Raw genomic sequence first — 17504 nt, forward strand, 5'->3', positions numbered from 1 at the left:
GGAACGACGTTCCCGTTGTCGTACGACATCGGGAACGACGTTCCGAGACGATCCCGCCCACGCACCACCACACACCCTCACCCCGGCGGCGGTCCCGTCGTCCCCCGAACCACCAGGTGCGCCGGCGCCGCGACGATCGCTCCGGCAGCGCCGCCGTCGACCTCGGCCAGCACTGCTCGCGCCGCTGCCCGCCCCTGCGCCTCCGGGTCCTGTGCCACGGTCGTCAGGCCCACGGTGGCGCCGTACTCGTGGCCGTCGATCCCGATCACGGAGACGTCCCCCGGCACCGACAGCCCGGCCTGCCCGGCGGCGAGGAGCACCCCGAGCGCCATCTCGTCCGATGCGCACAACACCGCGGTCGGACGATCGAGCCCGACGCCCGCCACACCCGCCACACCCGCCACACCCGCCACCGTGCTCCCGCCGAACAGCGCCGCACCCGCCGCCAGCCCTCCGGCGAACGAGAACCGTCCGTCGAGCAGCCACCGATCAGGCACCGCGTGTCCGGCGGTCCGCATCGCGTCGACGAACCCGTCCCGCCGCAGGTGCGGCACCGCCACGTTCATGCCGGCCTCGTCCTGCCCGCCGACGTAGGCAACCCGTCGGTGCCCAAGTCCGCACAGGTGGTCGACCGCGATCCGGGTGACGGCTCGGTCGTCGACCCCGATGTTCCGCAGGCCCGGCGCGGGTCCGCCGATGACGATCATCGGGTGCCGGGTGAGTTCGAGCTCGGCACGCTCGGTCGCGTCGAGCACCAGGGACAGCAAGACGAGGGCGTCGACCCGGTGCCGCAGCATCGAGCGTCGGAACGCCCGGTCGCGGTCGCCGCCCGGCCCGCCGAGGTTGTAGAGCACGAGGTCGTACCCGGCCCGACGGAGTTCCGCATCGACGCCGCCGAGCGCCTTGACGTAGAACCACCGGTCGATCACCGGGACGACGACGCCCACGGCGCGCTGCCGCCCGGTGGCGAGGCCGGCCGCCGCCGAGCTCGGGACGTACCCGAGCTCGTCGGCGACCCGACGCACCTCGTCGATCGTGGTCTCCGCCACGTTCTCCATGCCGCGCAACGCTCGCGACACCGTGGACTTCGACAGTCCCGTGACGGTCGCGATCTCCTGGATCCCCATCGATGCGACCCGGGAGGCCCGTCAGCCGTCCGTACGGTGCGTCACGCCCGCCGGACGGTCTGCAGCAGTGCCGGGGACGGTGTGCGCGACGGCCGCTGCGGTCCGGCGCGCCCGGTGCGGTGCACGACGACCCGCTGGTGCGAGCTCGTCCCACCCGCTGTGCTGGTGCACCCGCCCGTCCGCCGAGGGCCGTGGCTGACGACGGGTGTCGTCGCCGCGAGCGGTGCGGACGGGGGCGGCGGCAGGAGCGGCACCGATGCCGTCGGTGACCCCGTCGACGGCCGCGTGGCGGCGGAGGACCGCGACCCGCCAGCGGTCGAGCGCCACGACCTCGAGCACGCACACCAGCAGGGTGAGCGCCCACCCGAGTGCCGGGCGACCGGTGACCTCGCAGAACACCGTGGCACCGAGGAACAGGATGCCGAACATGCCGACGAAGCCGATCGCCTCTTCGATCCGGGCCGTGGGCCGGGTGGGTCCGCGCTGTGCCATGGTCGTCACCCCTTCACGCCACCGGCTGTGAGGCCGGCCACGATGCGTCGCTGGAAGACGAGGACCAGGATGACGAGCGGGATCGTGACGATCGTGCCCGCGGCCATGACCGCCGTGTACGGCTCCTGGTGCGGCTGCGACCCGGCGAACGAGGCGATCGCCACGGTCACCGGCTGCGTCGCGTCGCTCGAGAGCTGCGAGGAGATCAGGTACTCGTTCCAGCTGGAGATGAACGCCAGGATCGCCGTCGTGAACACCGCGGGGGCGGCGAGCGGCAGGATGATCCGCCGGAACGCCTGCACCCGGGTGCAGCCGTCGATGCGCGCTGCTTCCTCGAGGTCCCACGGCATCTCGCGGAAGAACGACGCGAGCGTGTAGACCGTCAGCGGCAGCACGAACGAGATGCTCGGCAGGATGAGCGCCTGGTACGTGCCCATCCACCCGATGTCCGTGAAGAGCTGGAACAGCGGGGAGATGAGCGCTACGCCCGGGAACATCGACGCCGCCAGGATCGCGCCGGCGATCAGGGACTTCCCGCCGAACTCGAGTCGGGCCAGCGCGTACGCCGCCGTCGTGCCGACGAGCAGGGCGATGATCGTCACGACGCCGCCGATGAGCAGGCTGTTGGCGAGCGCCCGCCCGAGGTGGTTGCCGAGCGACGTGGAGAACGCGGTCGCGTAGTTGTCGAGCGTGACGTGCGTCGGCCACGGGGTTGCGTCGAACGTGAACCCGACGTCGCGGAAGCTCGTCACCACCATCCAGTAGAACGGCAGGAGGCACCACACGGCGATGACGATCGCCTGCACGGCCGTGCGGATGCGGGGGCCGGTGTCGCGGCGGACCCGGACGTCGGCGCGTGCGCCAGCACGTTCGCCGGGGACTGGCACCGACCGGGGGCGGTCTGCTGCGAGGGTCACTTGAGTTCACCCTTCTGCTGGGCGGCCTGCGTCTGCACGACGTTGGCGCCGAGGAACCGGACGAAGACGAACGCCACGATGAAGATCACCAGGAAGGTGATGGTCGACAAGGCCGACGCGGAGTTGAAGCCCTGCCGGATCTGTTCGACGACCAGGATCGACAGGGTCGTGGTGGCGTTGCCGGAACCACCGCCACCGCCGGTGAGGATCGCGGGCAGGTCGTACATGCGCAGCGCGTCGAGCACGCGGAACAGGATCGCGACCATCAGCGCGGGCTTGATGAGCGGCAGGGTGATGAGCACGAAGCGCTGGAACGTCGACGCGCCGTCCATCTTGCCGGCCTCGTAGACCTCCTCCGGGATCAGCTGGAGCCCCGCCAGGATGAGCAGTGCCATGAACGGCGTGGTCTTCCAGGTGTCGGCGATGATGACCGCCCACCGGGACGCCCACTCGCCGCTCGTCCACAGGATCTGCTGCCCGAGGACGTGGTTCAGGACGCCGTTCGCGTCGAAGATGAAGTACCAGAGCTTCGCGGTGACGGCGGTCGGGATCGCCCACGGCACCAGGATCGCGGCGCGGACGAGGGCGCGGCCCGTGAAGTTGCGGTTCATGATGATCGCCATCCACACGCCGATGGCCGTCTCGAACGCCACGGTGACGACCGTGAAGAAGAACGTGTTGCCCATCGACACCCAGAACTGGGAGCCGAGGCTGCCGGGCGGGCAGGTGACGTTGCCGCACTGCTGGCCGAGCCAGTGCGCGTAGTTCGTGATGCCGGCGAACCCGCCCTGCACGAACAGGCCGGTGGCCTTGTCGAGGCCCTGGTCGAGCTGGAACGACTGGATGATCGCACTGACGACCGGGTAGCCGATGACGATCGCGAGGAGCAGGATCGTCGGGCCGATGAGGTACACGGCCCACCGGCCGTGCTCGGCGTTGAGTCCGCCCTTGCGCCGTTGGCGCTTCGGTTCCGTGCCCGTCGGGTTCGGGATGGCTGCGGGGATCTCGGTTGCTGCTGACACGTGTCGGCCTCCTTGCCGGGGGTGTCGGAACGCAAGTAGGGGCGGACTGGAGGCACGCGCCGGGATGGCACCGTGCCTCCAGTCCGATGCGGCGTGCGCCGCGCGTTGCTAGCTGCTGGTCGCCGACTTGAGGGCGTCCTGCATGTCCTTCATGGCTTCGTCGACCGACTTCGATCCCTTGAGCGCCGCGTAGGTGTTGTCCTGGATCGCCTTCGTCACCGCCGGGTAGAACGGCGTGACCGGCCGCGGCTCCGCCGACTCGATCGACTTGAGCAGCGTCGGCAGGTAGGGCAGCTTCGCCGTAAGCTCGGAGTCGGTGTAGAGGTCACCGACGACCGGGGCGAGCGACCCCTGCGTCGCGAAGAACTTCTGCGTGTCGTTCGAGATGAGGAACTCGAGGAAGTCGTGCGCCGTCGCCTTGTGCTTCGAGTACACGCTGATCGCGGCGTTGTGGCCGCCGAGCGTCGAGGCGCCGGTGCCGTCCGCACCCGGGATGGGCGCGATGCCGAACGTGTCCTTGACCTTGCTCGAACCGTCGGTCTTCGCCAGGTTGTAGACGTACGGCCAGTTGCGCAGGAACAGCAGCTTGCCGGCTTCGAACGCCGTGCGGCCCTGCTCCTCCTGGTACGTGATCGCCTCGGCCGGGATGTTCCCGTCCTTGAACGCGTCGACCAGGTTCTGCAGGCCGGCCTTGGCGTCCGCGGTGTCGACGTCCGGGTCCCCGCTCTTGCTGAGCACCGAACCACCGGAGCCGTTGATCGCTTCAGAGGCGTTCACCGTCAGGCCCTCGTACTTCGCGAACTGCCCGGCGTAGCAGCCGATGCCCTTGTCCTTCGCGATCTGGCAGTCGGCCATCATCTCCTTCCACGTGGTCGGAGGCGTCTTGACGAGGTCCTTGCGGTAGTAGAGCAGTGCGCCGTCCGAGGTCTGCGGGGCGGCGTACAGGGTGTCGTTGTAGGTCGCGGTCTTCACCGTGGCCGGCAGCAGCTTCGAGGTGTCGATCTCCATGTCACCGGTCAGCGGCGTCAGCCAGCTCTTCGCGGCGAACTCGGCGGTCCACACGACGTCGACGTCGACGACGTCGTAGTTGGCGTCCTTGGCCTGGAAGTGCTGCACGAGGTCGTCGTGCTGCTGGTCGGCCTGGTCGGACTGCTCCTTGAAGGTGACCCTCTCGTCGGAGTGGGCCTTGTTCCACTTCGCGATCAGCGGGCGGACGACGTTGGAGTTGTCCTTGCCCTGCACGTAGGTGATGGGCCCGCGGCTGTCCTGGCCGCTCTTGGCGTCGTCCGAGCCGGCGCCGGAGCTCCCGCTCGAGCAGCCGGTGAGCACGAGGCCGATGACGGCGACCCCGGCAATGGATGCGAACCGCACCCTGGAGCGTGTTGTCTTCACAGCGTTGTCTCCTCGTTGAGATCACCAGGGGGCATCGACCGGGTTCGACGACACTGCCCTGGAGCAGGCGCCGCTGCCTGCTGGTGGAGGAAGCTACGCCCGCCGCAGGGGTTCCGCAACCGGTTGCATCGGTTCCGTGACCTGAGCGTGACCTTGGAAGTCCCGGAGACTTCCTGGGTGAGCGCTCACCCTCGTTCGAGGGACCCCTGCGCGCCACTGCGGAACTCCGCATGAACCCCGCCACCGATGTCCCGCACCGTTGTCCGCACCCACGGCCCCACGTAGCGTCCACGACATGGCCACCCTCCACACCGCCGACACCGTGCCCGCACCGCGCCGTGTCATCGGCGTCGACCTCGACGCCCCGCTCCCCGTCTCGTCGCCGACGAGACCGGCGAGTCCGCCATGGTGATCGGCTATCGCGGCGGCCACCCCACCGGCACCCTCGACGTACGGCTCACCGACGACCCCGCCGACGCGGCCCGCGCCCTCGAGGCGCTGCAGGAGACCGTCCTGGCCGACGTCCCCGCGGTGTCCGACGACGACCTGCCGACCATCTCGGTCGTCGTGTCCACCGTCGTCGACCGCGTCGAGGACCTCGGCAAGCTGCTCGACGTCCTCGAGCACCTCGACTACCCGCGGCACGAGGTCATCCTCGTCGACAACCGCGTCCGCGTCCCCGCCGGCGACGCCCTGCCCGCGATGCTCGCCGGGCGGAACGTCCGCTTGGTCGAGGAACGCCGCCCCGGTCTGTCCGCCGGACGGAACGCCGGTGTCGCCGCTGCGACCGGCGACGTCATCGCCTTCACCGACGACGACGTCCGCGTCGACCCGCAGTGGCTGCGCGCCATCGGGTCCCGGTTCGTCAGCGAGCCCGGCCTGGACGCCGTCACCGGCGTGATCCTGCCGAGCGAGCTCACCACCCCCGCGCAGATCTGGTACGAGGCGTACTACGGCGGCTTCAGCGCCGAGCGCACCTTCTCGCCCGTGACGATCGTCCCGGACGACGTCCAGGGCACCATGCGGCACGCCCGAGTCTCGGCGGTCACCCCGTCCGGCGAGGTCCTCAAGCACTTCGCCGTCTACGGCATCGGCGCGTACGGCGCCGGCGCGAACATGGCGTACCGACGCACCCTGATCGAGGCCGTCGGCGGCTTCGACCACACCCTCGGCGCCGGCTCCCCGGCCCGTGGTGGCGAGGACCTGGCGATGTTCATCGAGACGCTGTGGCGCGGTGGGAAGATCGGCTTCGAGCCCCGCGCGGTCGTGCACCACCGGCACCGCCAGACCATCGAGGACCTGCACAAGCAGCTGCACGGCAACGGCGTCGGCTTCACCGCGCTGATGTTCGCGCTCGCCGCGAAGGACAAGCGGCACGTCGCCGTCCTCGCCCGCCTGATGCCGCTCGCCGCGAAGGTCAAGTCGAAGCAGATGTTCTCCCGCCTGGCCGGTCGCCGGGACGCCGCGACCGAGGTCACCAACGACGCCTCGACCACGCGCATCCCGAAGACCCTGGCCTACCACGAGCTGCGCGGGTTCCCCGCCGGCCCGGCAGCCTGGTTCCGCAGCCGACGCCGCTGGCGCGACGTCGAGGCCGGCCGCTTCCGGCCGTAGTCGCGGAGCGTGACGGACGGGAGGCCCGTGGCAGTGTCGCCACGGGCCTCCCGTCCGTTCTGCCGCGCACGCGGAACGCGACAGAGCACGCGTCGATCGACGCGTGCTCTGTCGCAAAGCCGGTGCCGGCGTGCCGGGGTCGGTGCTCGCGCCTCAGCGCGCGCTCAGCCGCCCGGCCACGTACCGCCACGGCCCGCCCAGCGCGGCCGTCAGCTCGGCGCGCTTGAGCCCGCGCGTCGCCTCGGTGAACTCGGCGTCGACGGGCCAGCCGCCGCTCGCGTCGACGGGGCGCTCGTCGGCACCCTGCCCGAGCGCGCCGAGCCGCCGGAGCGCACCGGCCGCACGCCGCAGCACCGCGAAGGCCGTGGAGGGCCGCAGCACGAGCTTCGTCACCCAGGCACCGAGCCCGGTGCCGTAGCCGATCGCCTGCGAGCGCAACGCGGCACGGTCCTTCCGGTGCTCGTGCCAGACGACGGCCGAGGGTTCCACGGCGAGCGCCCCACCGGCGAGCAGGACGCGGGTGAACAGGTCCGGGTCCTCACCGGCTCGGGCGCGGGTGCCGGGCCCGAGGGCGACGTCGAAGCCGCCGAGCTGCCGGACGGCGTCGCGGCGCACGGACATGTTCGCGCCGGTGCCGAACGCGCCGACGGTGAAGGGGAACAGGGGCTCGTCGACGGGCGGGGCGGACGTGCGGTACACCCGGCGCTCGAGGTTCCGCGCCCAGGTCACCCGCTCGTCGAAGAAGCGCTGCGTGGGGGTGCGGAGCTCGCCGCTGGGGACCAGCCCGGTGACGCACCAGACGTCGGCGTCGCGCTCGTAGGCGGCGGCGATGGCGGCCATCCAGTGGCGGTCGACGACGACGTCGTCGTCGATGAACGCGACGACGCCGCCGGTGGCGCGGGCGAGTCCGGCGTTGCGGGCCCGGGAGACGCCGGCACGTGCCTCGAGGACGTAGTGCACGCGCGGGTCGTCGATGGCGGCCACGACGTCGCGGGTGCCGCTGGTGACGGGGGCGTTGTCGACGACGAACAGCTCGAAGTCGTCGTACGCGGAGTCGAGGACGGAGCGCACGGCGCGCGCGAGCGCCACGGGGCGCTCGCGGGTGCCGATGACGACGGAGACGCGTGCGCCGTCCGCGCGGGCGTCGACCGGGAGGCCCGGGGCCGGCAACCGACGCAGGGCCGGTCCCAGCTCGGCCGGGTCCACCGCCCCGCGTTCGTCGACGCGCACGTCGACGAACCCCGCGACGTCGCGGCCGTCGCGCACCATGAGGCGGGCGCGACGGAAGCCACTGGCGCCGGCGAGGTGCACGGTGTCGGCGGCGAGCGCCGCGGACCGGTCGACGGCGCCGACCCAGGCAGCGCCGACCCAGGTGGGGGCGTCGGGCGAGGGCATCGCGGGGTCGAGCGTGAGGGCTCGTTCCGCGGTGGTGGTGTGGTCGGTCATGTTCGTCCCGTCGGGCCGGTCTGGTCGGGTGGACGTGGCAATGCTCCGCGCGCGTCGACAGGGGGTCAACCGCGATGCTCGGAGGATGCGGAGAGGCTGCGGTTTGCCGCCACTAGACTCGCGGGAGACGCCGGTCGACCCGCCGGTGCGACCCCGGTCCCCGCCGGACACGAGGAGGACGCATGCCGCTGGCCCGAACGATGGACCGGCTCGGCCTGACCAGGCGTCCGCGCCCGACGTTGCACCTGGTTCCGGACCCCGACGCCTCCGACCTCGTCGTGGTGCGCCTCGATGCCGACGACGCCGCGTGCGGCACGTGCGGGCACGCCCAGGCGGCGCACGAGCACTACCGTCCGGGCACGGACTGCGCGCTCTGCGACTGCCCGAGGTTCCGCCGCGCCCGCTGACGCGGTCCTCCCCGCGATCCCCCTCGATCGGGGGTCGCCTGCGGGAAACCGCCGTTCCCCCGCAGGTGGTCCCGACCTCCCTTGTCGGTGCTGCCGGGCCCGCTTAGCGTCGCGGACATGGCCATCACTCCCACGCCACTCGCGTGCATCGTCCTCGCCCACGAGGACCCGACGCACGTCCGTCGGCTCGTGGCGGCGCTCGACCCGTTCCCGGTGTTCCTGCACTGCGACGCGAGCACCGACGACGCCGTCTTCGAGGCGATGACCGCCGGCCTGCCCGAACGGGTGCACGTGCTGCCGCGGATGCGCACCGGATGGGCGAAGTGGGAGAACGTCGCGGCCGAGGTCGCCGGCTACCGTGCTGCCCTGGCGCAGACCGACGCCACGCACGTGGCGCTGCTGACCGGCAGCGACTACCCGCTCGCCGACGCCGACGAGATCTCGGCGCTCCTGACGGCGAACCCCGGGCAGTCGTTCGTCGAGGCGAAGCCGCTCCCGCACCCCGCGTGGGGTCGCGACGGCGGTCGGTCGCGCGTGCGGTTCCGGCACTGGGCGTGGCGGAAGCACATGCTGCGCCTACCGGTCCCCGTCGGGTGCCGCGCGACGTCGTGTTCGGCGGCGGCTCGCAGCTCAAGGTCCTGGCCCGGCACCACGCGCAGGGGGTCGTCGACGTGTTCGACGGGCGCCCCGACCTGGTGGCGTTCTGGGAGCGGGTGTGGATCGGCGACGAGACCTTCGTGCCGTCGGTCCTGCTGACCCCGGCCTTCACCCCGGACTTCGCGGACGCCCACGCGGCGCAGCCGCTCTGGTGGATCGGGTGGGACGGCACGAAGCAGAAGAGCCCGCCGTGGCTCGGGATCGAGGACGCCGGCCGGGTGCTGGAACGTCGCACGGCGGCTGACCAGTCGACCCCGTACGTGTTCGCCCGGAAGTTCTCGACGTCCCGGAGCACCGACCTGCTCGACGTGGTCGACGCGACCTTCGGGCTCCGCACGTCCGCCGACGACCAGCCGGTGGTGGTGGCGCAGTGACCGTCCCCCAGACCCGACGCGAGGCGCGTGCGGCCGAGGCGGCTGCGCTGGCGGCAGAGCAGCCCGACGACGACGAGCTCGAGGCGTCCGTGCAGCCCGCAGCCCCCGGCGCGCTGTCCACCGACACGGACTCGATCGCCGTCGCACGCGGCTCGTCCGTCCTGTTCGGCCGCGGTCTGCTCTACGTGGTCGTCTGGTCGATGCAGCTCGTCGTGAGCTCGCTGATCTCCCCCGTGCTCGCGCACCTGATGCCACCGGCCGAGTTCGGCGTGCTGGCCTCGGCGATCGCGCTGTACCAGGCCCTGGTGGTCGTGGCCGTCTGCGGCATCGACCAGGCGTCGGTGCTGCAGCGCGCCGAGGACGGCGACGACCGGCGTGCCCGCGGCCTTATGTTCGTCGGCATGGTCACCGCGGTCACCGTCACCGTGTTCGCCCTGGTGTCGATCCCGCTCTGGGGCGACGCCGCGGGCTTCGTCGACCAGCACCCCCTGCTGCTGGTCGCCGTGCTCTGGACCGGACCCGCCGCGATCGTGCAGCTGTCCCTCGCGCTGCTCGTCGCCCAGGACCGCATCCGCGTGTTCGCCGTGACGAGCCTGCTGTCGTCCGTCGGCGGTTCGATCATCGGCCTCGGGCTCCTCGCCGCCGTGCACGCCGACGCGACCACGTACGCCTGGGGTGGGGTCGTGGCGCAGGGCGCCGCGATGGTCATCGGCATCATCGCCACGAAGCCGCGCCTCCGCGGTCTGTTCGACCACCGCACCACGATCCGGGCCTTCAAGCTCGGTGTCCCGATCGCGCTCGGCAGCCTGTCGTACTTCGTCCTGAACGCCGGTGACCGGCTCGTCGTGCAGCGCCTGCTCGGTGCCGACGAGGTCGCCCGCTACCAGATCGCCTACGTCGTCGGCTCCGCGGTCATCCTGCTGCTGACCTTCACGAACCAGGCCTGGGCGCCGCACTTCGCCGCCCTTCGCGACGCCGTGGCCCGCCGCCGGCTCGCCATGCACGCCCGGGACGAGCTCTACATGCTGCTCGCCCCCGTGCTCGTCGCCGTGACGCTCGTGTCGCCGGTGGCGCTGCCGATCCTGGCGCCGGCGTCGTACCGGGTCGAGTCCCTCACCGTCGTCGTCTTCGTGGTCGCCCTGACCGCGTTCCCGGTGGTCGCGAGCGGTGCGACCGGTCGGCTCCTGCTGGTCGAGCGCCGCGGGGTGACGGTCGGCGTCATCGGCGCGGTCGCCGGCGTCGTCAACATCGCGGCGAACCTGGTGCTGGTGCCCCTGACCGGCATCGTCGGGGCGGGCATCGCCACGGTCATCGCCTACGGCATCCTCGCCGCGCTGCAGCAGGCCTCCCTGCCGGACCGCCGCGAGTGGCGCGGCCCCCGCCGCCGTGTGCTGCTCGCCATCGCGATCGCGATCGTCGTCGCCGCGGCCTCGCTCCTCCCGCCGCAGGACCTCGCCTGGAACATCGTGCGCATCGTCGGCGTCGCAGCGTGCCTGCCCTGGTTCTTCCGCCGCCTGAAACTCGCTCGCGGAGGATCCGCATGACCCGTCCCGCCCCCGTCCGCTGCGTGTCGTCGTCGCCACCAACGGACTCGCCATCACCGGCGGTGTCGAACGCTGCGTCGTCGAGGACGTCGGCGAGCTCGTCGCGGCCGGCCACGACGTCGAGGTGTGGCACCGCGCCGGCCCGGACGGCGACCCGGACGAGGGCCGCGCGGTGTTCGACCGGCTCGGTGTCCGACTGCGCCATGCCCGCGACTACCGTTTCGGCATCCGGACCGTCCCGACGGACGTGTTCCGCTTCGTCCGTGAGGGCCTGCGCCTCCGCCGCTCGCGCCCGGACGTCCTGTGGCTGAACCGTCCGGAGTTCCTGCCGTGGGGCCGCGTCGTGTCCTTCGTGTCCGGCGTCCCCCTGGCCGTGCACCTGCACCACGCCCCGAACTACCGTCGGCTCGGCCCGTTCGCCGGCGGCCGGACCCGGTACCTCGCGGTCTCGGCGGCGATGGCACGTGCCTGGACCGCCGTCGGTTCCCCGCCGGACCGCGTCGACGTGGTCCCGAACGGCGTCGACACCGCGGCGTTCCCCGCCGCCACGCCGGCCAGCACGCGCCGAGCACGCGCTGCGCTCGGCCTCGACCAGGACCGCCCCGTGGTGCTCTACTACGGACGGCTCACGCGGTCGAAGGGCGTCCTGGCCCTCCTGGAGGCGTGGGGTCGCGTCCACGCGTCGGCCCGCGTCCTCGTGGGGCCCGGCACACCGCCCGCCCCGCCTCCGGTGCTCGTCCTGGCGGGTGCGCTGTACCCGCAGGACGCCCCCGCCGTGCAGCGCGCGATCGCCAGGCTGCCCGAGGGGTCGGTGGTCGTGGTGCCCGAGCGCGACGACGTCGTCCCCCTGCTGCACGCAGCCGACGTCGTGGTGGCCCCCTCCATCGAGCCCGAGGGGTTCGGCCGCGTGGTCGTCGAGGCGATGTCCACCGGACGACCCGTCGTCTCGGCGGCGTCGGGCGGCACCGCCGAGATCCTCAGCGGTGAGTGGGCGCGGTTCACCGTCGACCCCACCGAGACCGGCGCGCTGGCCGACAAGGTGCTCGAGGCGCTGCACGCGGCCGAGACGGAACCCGGACTGGCGGACCGGTGCCGCGCCTGGGTGCGGGACCGGTACGGCCGGGAGCGGCACGTCGCGGCGCTGCTCCGGTCGCTCGAGGTGCACGCGAAGCACTGACGGACGACGACGACCTGAAGCGGCGCCGACGACGAGGTCGGCGCCGCTTCAGTCGTTCGGGACCGTCGTCGCGGTGTCGTCCGGCAGCGACGCGCTCGGCTCGGCACCGTCCGCCGGCACGTCGATCGTCATCCAGTCGATGAGGAGCGACCCGGCGGCGTCCGCAGGCGGGTTCCCGGCGTTCGACCCGGCCTGCACCACCAGGTGCATCCGAGCGGTCGGGATGTTCTCCGTCGTGGTGCCGACGACCTCGTCGTCGACCAGGAACGACATCCGGTCGGCGGTCCACTCGATCGTGTAGGTGTGCCAGTCCTTCAGCGACGCCTCGGTCTGCTGGTGGATGCACTTCTCGGCGGGGTCGGCCAGGCAGTGCACGTTGAGCCACGCGGGCGCGCCGAGCGCTCCCTCGGGGAAGTCGATCTCACCGTCCGACCACAGGTTCTCGTCGCTCCAGAGCAGCACGGCGACGCCGTAGCCGTCGACCTCGTCGCTGCGCATCCGGATGCTGTACCGGCCGGCGGTCTGCCCGCCCCACTCGCCGTCGACGAGCGGCACGACACCTCCCGCAAGCGGCACCCCGGCGCGCGTGGTGCGCAGACGCACGTCGAGCACGCCGTCGTGCGTCGACAGGGTCGACGCCTGGTAGCGCCCCGTCCCCGCGGTGTCGGCGAACCCGTGGTAGGCGACGAACCGGTCCGAGTACCGGGACTCGAACGTGCGGTTCGTGGCGGCGTCGGCGAAGTCCTCACCGAACACCCGGGTCCACCCCTCGGGCTCGGAGCTCGGCATCGAGACGCCGCTCGGGTCGTCGAGGGTCACGTCGTCACCGTTCGCCGTGGTGGTCGCGGTCGTGGTGCCGGCGACGATGCCGGCAGCCACGAGCAGGGCGCCGGCCGCGAGCGCGGTCCGGCGGGTGTGGGGGCGCCGCGGCGGTCGGTGCCGGGACAGGCCGCGACCGTGTGCCGGTGGTGCGCCGTGGGCGGATGCCGCGTCGTCGGCGACGTGTTCCGACCACGTGGGGCGGGCCTCCTGGCCGTCACCCTGCTCGTCGGTCACCCGGTCGTCCACGCGCGGATCTCGGAGAGTCCCACGTTGCCCGTGCTGTTCGAGACGCCCGTCACCGTGAACCGCACCCAGGTGACGTCACGCGGGGTGAAGTCGACCGTCAGGGCGTCGCCGCCGTTCGGCAGCGTGCCGACCGCGACCTGGCTGCCGTCCGAGAACGTCAGGGTGCCGCTGGTGACCTGGTCCGAGCTGTTCGGGCGGTCGTGCAGGACGATCCGACCGAGGTGCTGCGAGGCGGCCCAGTCCAGCTGGATCCACACCCCGGTCCGGCCCCACGGGGCGACCCACTCGGCCGTCGGGTTGTCGGGGTAGCCCGACACGACGCCGTCGACGGCCTTCGCGACGGTCTGCCCGGTGGACTGGTCGTCCCACGCGGCGGTCGGTGTGGCCGAACCGGTGACGTCCGACAGCGTCGGCGTCGGGGTGGGGGTCGGCGTCGGCGTGGGCGTCGGCGTCGGCGTCGGCGTCGGCGTCGGCGTGGTGTCCGCCGGCCGGAACGCCCGGATCTCGGCGAGGCCGACGTTCCGGGTCGTGCCGCTCACGGAACCGACCGTGAACCGCACCCAGGTGACCTGTCGGGCGCTGAACGCGACGCGCTGCACGGCTCCCCCGTTGTCGAGCGACGGGACGGCGACGCTGGTGCCGTCGGAGAACGTCAGCGTGCCGCCGGTCACCTGGTCGTCGCCGTTCGGCCGGTCGGCCAGGTCGATCTCGTGCAGGGTCGTGCCGGCGGACCAGTTCAGCTGGATCCACGTGCCCGCCCGGCCACCGGGCGCCGCCCACTCGGCCGTCGGGGCGTCCGGGTAGCCGCTCACGACGCCGTCGACGGCCTTCACGGCGGTCTGGCCGTCGGCCGGGTTCTCGGCGCTCGCGGTGACGGTCGCGCCGGCGGTGACGTCGGTGCCCTGCGAGGTCGGCGGGTCCGTCGGGGGCTGGGCCGACGAGCCGACGGCGTACTGCCGGCTCAGCCAGGAGCCCTCCGGGCGCGACGCGCAGGCGGAGGTGGAACCGCAGGTCTCACCGTCGTACGCGGCGTACGCGAAGAACGCGGCGGCCTTCGCGGCCGTCTGCGCCGAGCTCAGGTTCGACGGGCGGTCCGCGATCGGGTACCCGAGGTAGCCCGTGAACGTGTGCGTCGCCGTGTACGCGGACTGCGCCTGGTCGGCGAGGTACGCGACGGTGTGGTGGTCGCTGTGGTCGCCGTCGCCGTACGTGCCGCCGTGGTCGAGCGTGTGGATCTCGGTCGGCGCGTACCCGGTGACGAGCCCGGAGAACGTCGCGCGGAGGTCGGTCAGCGAGAAGGAGGTCGGTTGGGCTGCCCCGGCGACGGTGTGGATCGTGCTGATCTGGCCGTCGTAGAGCTTCTCCAGGCTCTCGCCGCCCGTGGCCGCGAAGCCGGAGCCGTCGATGTTGCCGTCCGGCAGCTCGAGGAACACCAGGCTGAGCCGCGGGGCCGTCGCCAGGGTCGCCGTGCGGAGCGTGTGGCCGGCGACCGACAGCTGCCCGGCGGTCCAGTTCGAGGAGACGCCGGCGATCGACGCGTACGACGCCATCAACCCGTCCTCGCGGGCCTGCCAGTACCAGGCGGGCTTGCCGGCGTCACCTGCGGTGACGACGACCGAACGGACGCACTTGCCGGCGTCGATGTCGGCGCGGAGCTCGGTTCCGGAGAACAGCAGGTCGTCGTCGGCGTGCGCCACCATCGTGAGGACCCGGCCAGCGCTGCAGTCGGCGTTCGCGGAGGGCGTGCCACTCGTCGGTGTGCTGCTCGGCGTGGGCGTCGACGTGCTGGTCGGGGTGCTCGGCGGCGGTGTCTTCCGGCCTCGTGCGTCGGCGGACATCGCACCGCCGGGTCCGGCGATGACGGCGACGACGACCGCCAGGACCCCCAGGACCGCCGCGGCGGACGCGGCGCGCGTGCGCCACGTCCGCCGGGGGCCCGGGTCGTGCGGTGTTCAGTTCGTGGCATGTGCGAGTCCTGCCGGGGTCAGTTCGTAGACGGCGGTGGTGCCCGAGCCGAAGACGCGCTTCCAGTAGGGCGAGTCGGCCATGGCGGCCGCGAGCTCCTGGTAGTCGGCGTCGGTCTGGTACCCGTACCGCTCGTCGTAGGCGCCGAAGGGCTCGGCGACCAGTGCGTAGTACTTCGTCGCCGGCCAGTCCAGGACGAGCTGGCGGGTCATCGTGGACACGTCGGCCTCGGCGTCGTAGCCCTCCGGCTCCGGGTACGCCCCGAGGACCTCGCGGGACAGCGCCCCGACGTCGAAGTAGCGTGCACCGGTGTTGCTCGGGACGGCGTTCGCCGAACCGGTCAGCAGCATCATGGAGCCCTTCGGCGCGTTCGCGTCGTAGAACTGCGTCGCCGCCGACTGACTGCGCGTCGGGACGCGGTTCCAGTCGAGGGCGGTCTGACCGAACGCGCCGATCCCGACCATCGCGGCGACCGCGCCCGCAGCGACGACGACCTTGACCGCCGTGGGCCGCACCGCACGGGTGACGAGTCGACCGACGGGAGCCAGCCGGCCGCTGGGCATCGGGAGCCCAGCCGCCAGGATCGCGATCCACGGTGTCGCGAACAGCACGACACGGAAGATGCCCTCCTGGCCGTAGTTCGTCGCCACGAGCAGCGAGATCGGGCTCGCCGCCGTGGCCAGCAGTCCCCAGTGCACGCGGTCGCGGCGCATGAGCACGGTGATCACGGCGACGAGGCCGAGGACCACGAGGGCTGCCGCGGGGATGTCGAACGCGAGCCGTGTGACGAGCGGCTTCGGCAGGACCGTCATGTCGTGCGTCGGCGGCTGCACGTTGTCGAGCACCTTGCCGACGGCGCCCAGGGACAGGAACTTGCCGAGGATGTCGTCGTTCAGCAGCGCGAAGCCGACGGCCGGCACGAGCACCACGACGGGCAGCCACCAGGGGCGGAGCAGCCGGAACACGATGAGCGTCACGAGTGCGGCGACCGTCAGGTACGGCGAGATCTGGTGGGTGACGACCAGCACGATGCCGATCACGGTGATCGCGATGATCCGCGACAGGCCGACGCGGCGTGCCCGCAGGATCGTCGAGCGGACGCCGTCGGCTGCGGTCACCGCGGTGCGTCGCAGCGGGCCGACGGCCAGCACGAGGATCACCAGGGACATCAGGATGCCCACCGACTGCGGCGAGAAGTACGTCGTGTTGAGCGAGCCGGTCATCGCGGTCAGGAACGCGGCGATCCAGGGGCGACGGTTGCCGGACAGCCAGTTGGCGGCCAGGACCCCGACGGCGATCGTCGTGCTGAAGGCCAGCAGGACGGGGACCCACGCGGCGATGGTCATCGCGTTGTCGATCCCGCCGACGTCCGCGACCCAGGCGCCGCCGGCGAACAGGCCGGACCACGTCTGGAAGATGTCGGCGGCCGGGTTCGTGGAGCCCCAGCGGCGGATGTACTCGAGCACGCCGATGTGGCGGGCGGCCGCCATCACGGTGGGCATGCCGTAGGTGATGGCCTGCGCGAGCTGGATCGACCCGCCGAGCACGACGACCGGGATCGCGAGTCCGCGACCGCGCACCAGGGCGACGACGGCAGCGGCGACGACGATCGCCAGTCCGATGACCAGGCCCGGCCCGAGCGACCCGAACAGCCCGTCCGGCACCGGGTCGCCGATGTGCGTGAGCGCGGCGACGACGATGACGAGCAGGCCGACGACCGAGCCGGCGGTGACGGTGTCGGTCGTGGTCCAGCGACGGGCCGTGGTGCCGTCGGCGGCCGGCTCGAGGCGGGCGCGCTGCAGTTCGGCGACGTCACGCGGCACGGCGATCGCGAGGGCGACGGCGGTGAGCACGACGACCCCGACGAACGGCACCGTGGGGTTCCAGAGCTGGAACGTCGCCATCGTGTAGCCGATGCCGATCGTGCCGACGAGCGACGCCGTGACCGCGAAGACGCTGAAGCGTGCCAGCGGCATCGGGCGGACGAGCAGGAGGGGCGCGACGCCGAGCAGCGCGAACAGGTACACGCCGATCGCGCTCCCCGCAGCACCGGGAGTCCGGCGATCGCGGCGACCCCGGCGACGAGGAGCGTCAGGACGACGATCGCCGCTGCGGTGAGTCGAGCGATCGGGCTCATCGCGTCCACCGCGAGCGGGCGGGCGGGACCGGCCGAGGCCAGGCCGTGCCGGAGCTCGTGGCGACCACGGGCGTTCCGGTCGATCGTGCCGCCGCCACGCAGGCGTTCGACGAGCGCCAGGAACGGCGCCGTCAGGACCGAGCGCTGCTCGACCCCGCGCAGCCG

15 protein-coding genes are annotated in these 17504 nt (G+C 72.4%); 6 read left to right on the top strand and 9 right to left on the bottom strand.

Translation table 11 applies throughout. The features are described 5' to 3' along the window. Positions 1–77: 77 nt before the first annotated feature. The 5 genes from JN350_RS14530 to JN350_RS14550 all read right to left on the bottom strand — a co-directional run bounded on the left by JN350_RS14530 (position 78) and on the right by JN350_RS14550 (position 4950). The gene (locus JN350_RS14530) at positions 78–1127 is read right to left on the bottom strand and encodes a LacI family DNA-binding transcriptional regulator (RefSeq protein WP_205462627.1); all 1050 of its coding nucleotides are present in this window, start codon (positions 1125–1127) and stop codon (positions 78–80) included. Between the two features lie 21 nt (positions 1128–1148). Continuing rightward, positions 1149–1619: a hypothetical protein gene (locus JN350_RS14535; protein ID WP_205462628.1), complete on the bottom strand. Its 471-nt coding sequence runs from the start codon at positions 1617–1619 to the stop codon at positions 1149–1151. A gap of 5 nt (positions 1620–1624) precedes the next feature. Then, complete coding sequence (locus JN350_RS14540) at positions 1625–2437, bottom strand: carbohydrate ABC transporter permease (RefSeq protein WP_240347742.1); 813 nt, start codon at positions 2435–2437, stop codon at positions 1625–1627. Between the two features lie 95 nt (positions 2438–2532). After that, the gene (locus JN350_RS14545) at positions 2533–3558 is read right to left on the bottom strand and encodes a carbohydrate ABC transporter permease (RefSeq protein ID WP_205462630.1); all 1026 of its coding nucleotides are present in this window, start codon (positions 3556–3558) and stop codon (positions 2533–2535) included. Positions 3559–3666: 108 nt separating this feature from the next. Continuing rightward, a complete protein-coding gene (locus JN350_RS14550) occupies positions 3667–4950 on the bottom strand; it encodes an ABC transporter substrate-binding protein (RefSeq protein WP_205462631.1) in 1284 nt (427 codons plus the stop codon). Between the two features lie 405 nt (positions 4951–5355). Between JN350_RS14550 and JN350_RS14555 the strand changes: the two genes are divergently transcribed. Next, complete coding sequence (locus JN350_RS14555; RefSeq protein ID WP_205462632.1) at positions 5356–6564, top strand: glycosyltransferase; 1209 nt, start codon at positions 5356–5358, stop codon at positions 6562–6564. 153 nt (positions 6565–6717) lie between these two features. Here the strand turns inward: JN350_RS14555 and JN350_RS14560 are convergent, their stop codons facing one another. Next, positions 6718–8010, bottom strand: a complete 1293-nt coding sequence (locus JN350_RS14560) for a glycosyltransferase family 2 protein (RefSeq protein WP_205462633.1) — start codon at positions 8008–8010, stop codon at positions 6718–6720. A gap of 182 nt (positions 8011–8192) precedes the next feature. Here JN350_RS14560 and JN350_RS14565 point away from each other — a divergent pair, with 182 nt between their 5' ends. The 5 genes from JN350_RS14565 to JN350_RS14585 all read left to right on the top strand — a co-directional run bounded on the left by JN350_RS14565 (position 8193) and on the right by JN350_RS14585 (position 12169). Next, the gene (locus tag JN350_RS14565) at positions 8193–8417 is read left to right on the top strand and encodes a hypothetical protein (protein WP_205462634.1); all 225 of its coding nucleotides are present in this window, start codon (positions 8193–8195) and stop codon (positions 8415–8417) included. A gap of 117 nt (positions 8418–8534) precedes the next feature. After that, positions 8535–9173: a beta-1,6-N-acetylglucosaminyltransferase gene (locus JN350_RS14570; RefSeq protein WP_205462635.1), complete on the top strand. Its 639-nt coding sequence runs from the start codon at positions 8535–8537 to the stop codon at positions 9171–9173. Continuing rightward, positions 9089–9448 carry a hypothetical protein gene (locus tag JN350_RS14575; protein WP_205462636.1) on the top strand — a complete coding sequence of 120 codons (360 nt, stop codon included), beginning with the start codon at positions 9089–9091 and terminating at the stop codon, positions 9446–9448. The genes JN350_RS14570 and JN350_RS14575 overlap by 85 nt, the downstream gene beginning before the upstream one ends. After that, positions 9445–10992 (top strand): lipopolysaccharide biosynthesis protein, encoded by a 1548-nt coding sequence (locus tag JN350_RS14580; protein ID WP_205462637.1) that lies wholly within the window; start codon positions 9445–9447, stop codon positions 10990–10992. Before JN350_RS14575 ends, JN350_RS14580 begins: the two co-directional genes overlap by 4 nt. Before the next feature lie 52 nt (positions 10993–11044). Next, positions 11045–12169: a glycosyltransferase family 4 protein gene (locus JN350_RS14585; protein ID WP_240347744.1), complete on the top strand. Its 1125-nt coding sequence runs from the start codon at positions 11045–11047 to the stop codon at positions 12167–12169. A 48-nt stretch (positions 12170–12217) separates the two neighbouring features. On the opposite strand, the gene JN350_RS14590 is transcribed toward JN350_RS14585, so the two are convergent. The 3 genes from JN350_RS14590 to JN350_RS14600 all read right to left on the bottom strand — a co-directional run bounded on the left by JN350_RS14590 (position 12218) and on the right by JN350_RS14600 (position 17229). After that, positions 12218–13237 carry a glycoside hydrolase family 16 protein gene (locus JN350_RS14590; RefSeq protein WP_205462639.1) on the bottom strand — a complete coding sequence of 340 codons (1020 nt, stop codon included), beginning with the start codon at positions 13235–13237 and terminating at the stop codon, positions 12218–12220. Then, positions 13222–15075, bottom strand: coding sequence for a DUF7402 domain-containing protein (locus JN350_RS14595; protein ID WP_205462640.1), 1854 nt, complete (start codon positions 15073–15075; stop codon positions 13222–13224). The genes JN350_RS14590 and JN350_RS14595 overlap by 16 nt, the downstream gene beginning before the upstream one ends. Positions 15076–15189: 114 nt before the next feature. Continuing rightward, positions 15190–17229 carry a hypothetical protein gene (locus JN350_RS14600; RefSeq protein ID WP_205462641.1) on the bottom strand — a complete coding sequence of 680 codons (2040 nt, stop codon included), beginning with the start codon at positions 17227–17229 and terminating at the stop codon, positions 15190–15192. Positions 17230–17504: the final 275 nt, after the last annotated feature.

The sequence above is a fragment of the Curtobacterium sp. 24E2 genome (genome assembly GCF_016925595.1).
Lineage (GTDB): Bacteria > Actinomycetota > Actinomycetes > Actinomycetales > Microbacteriaceae > Curtobacterium.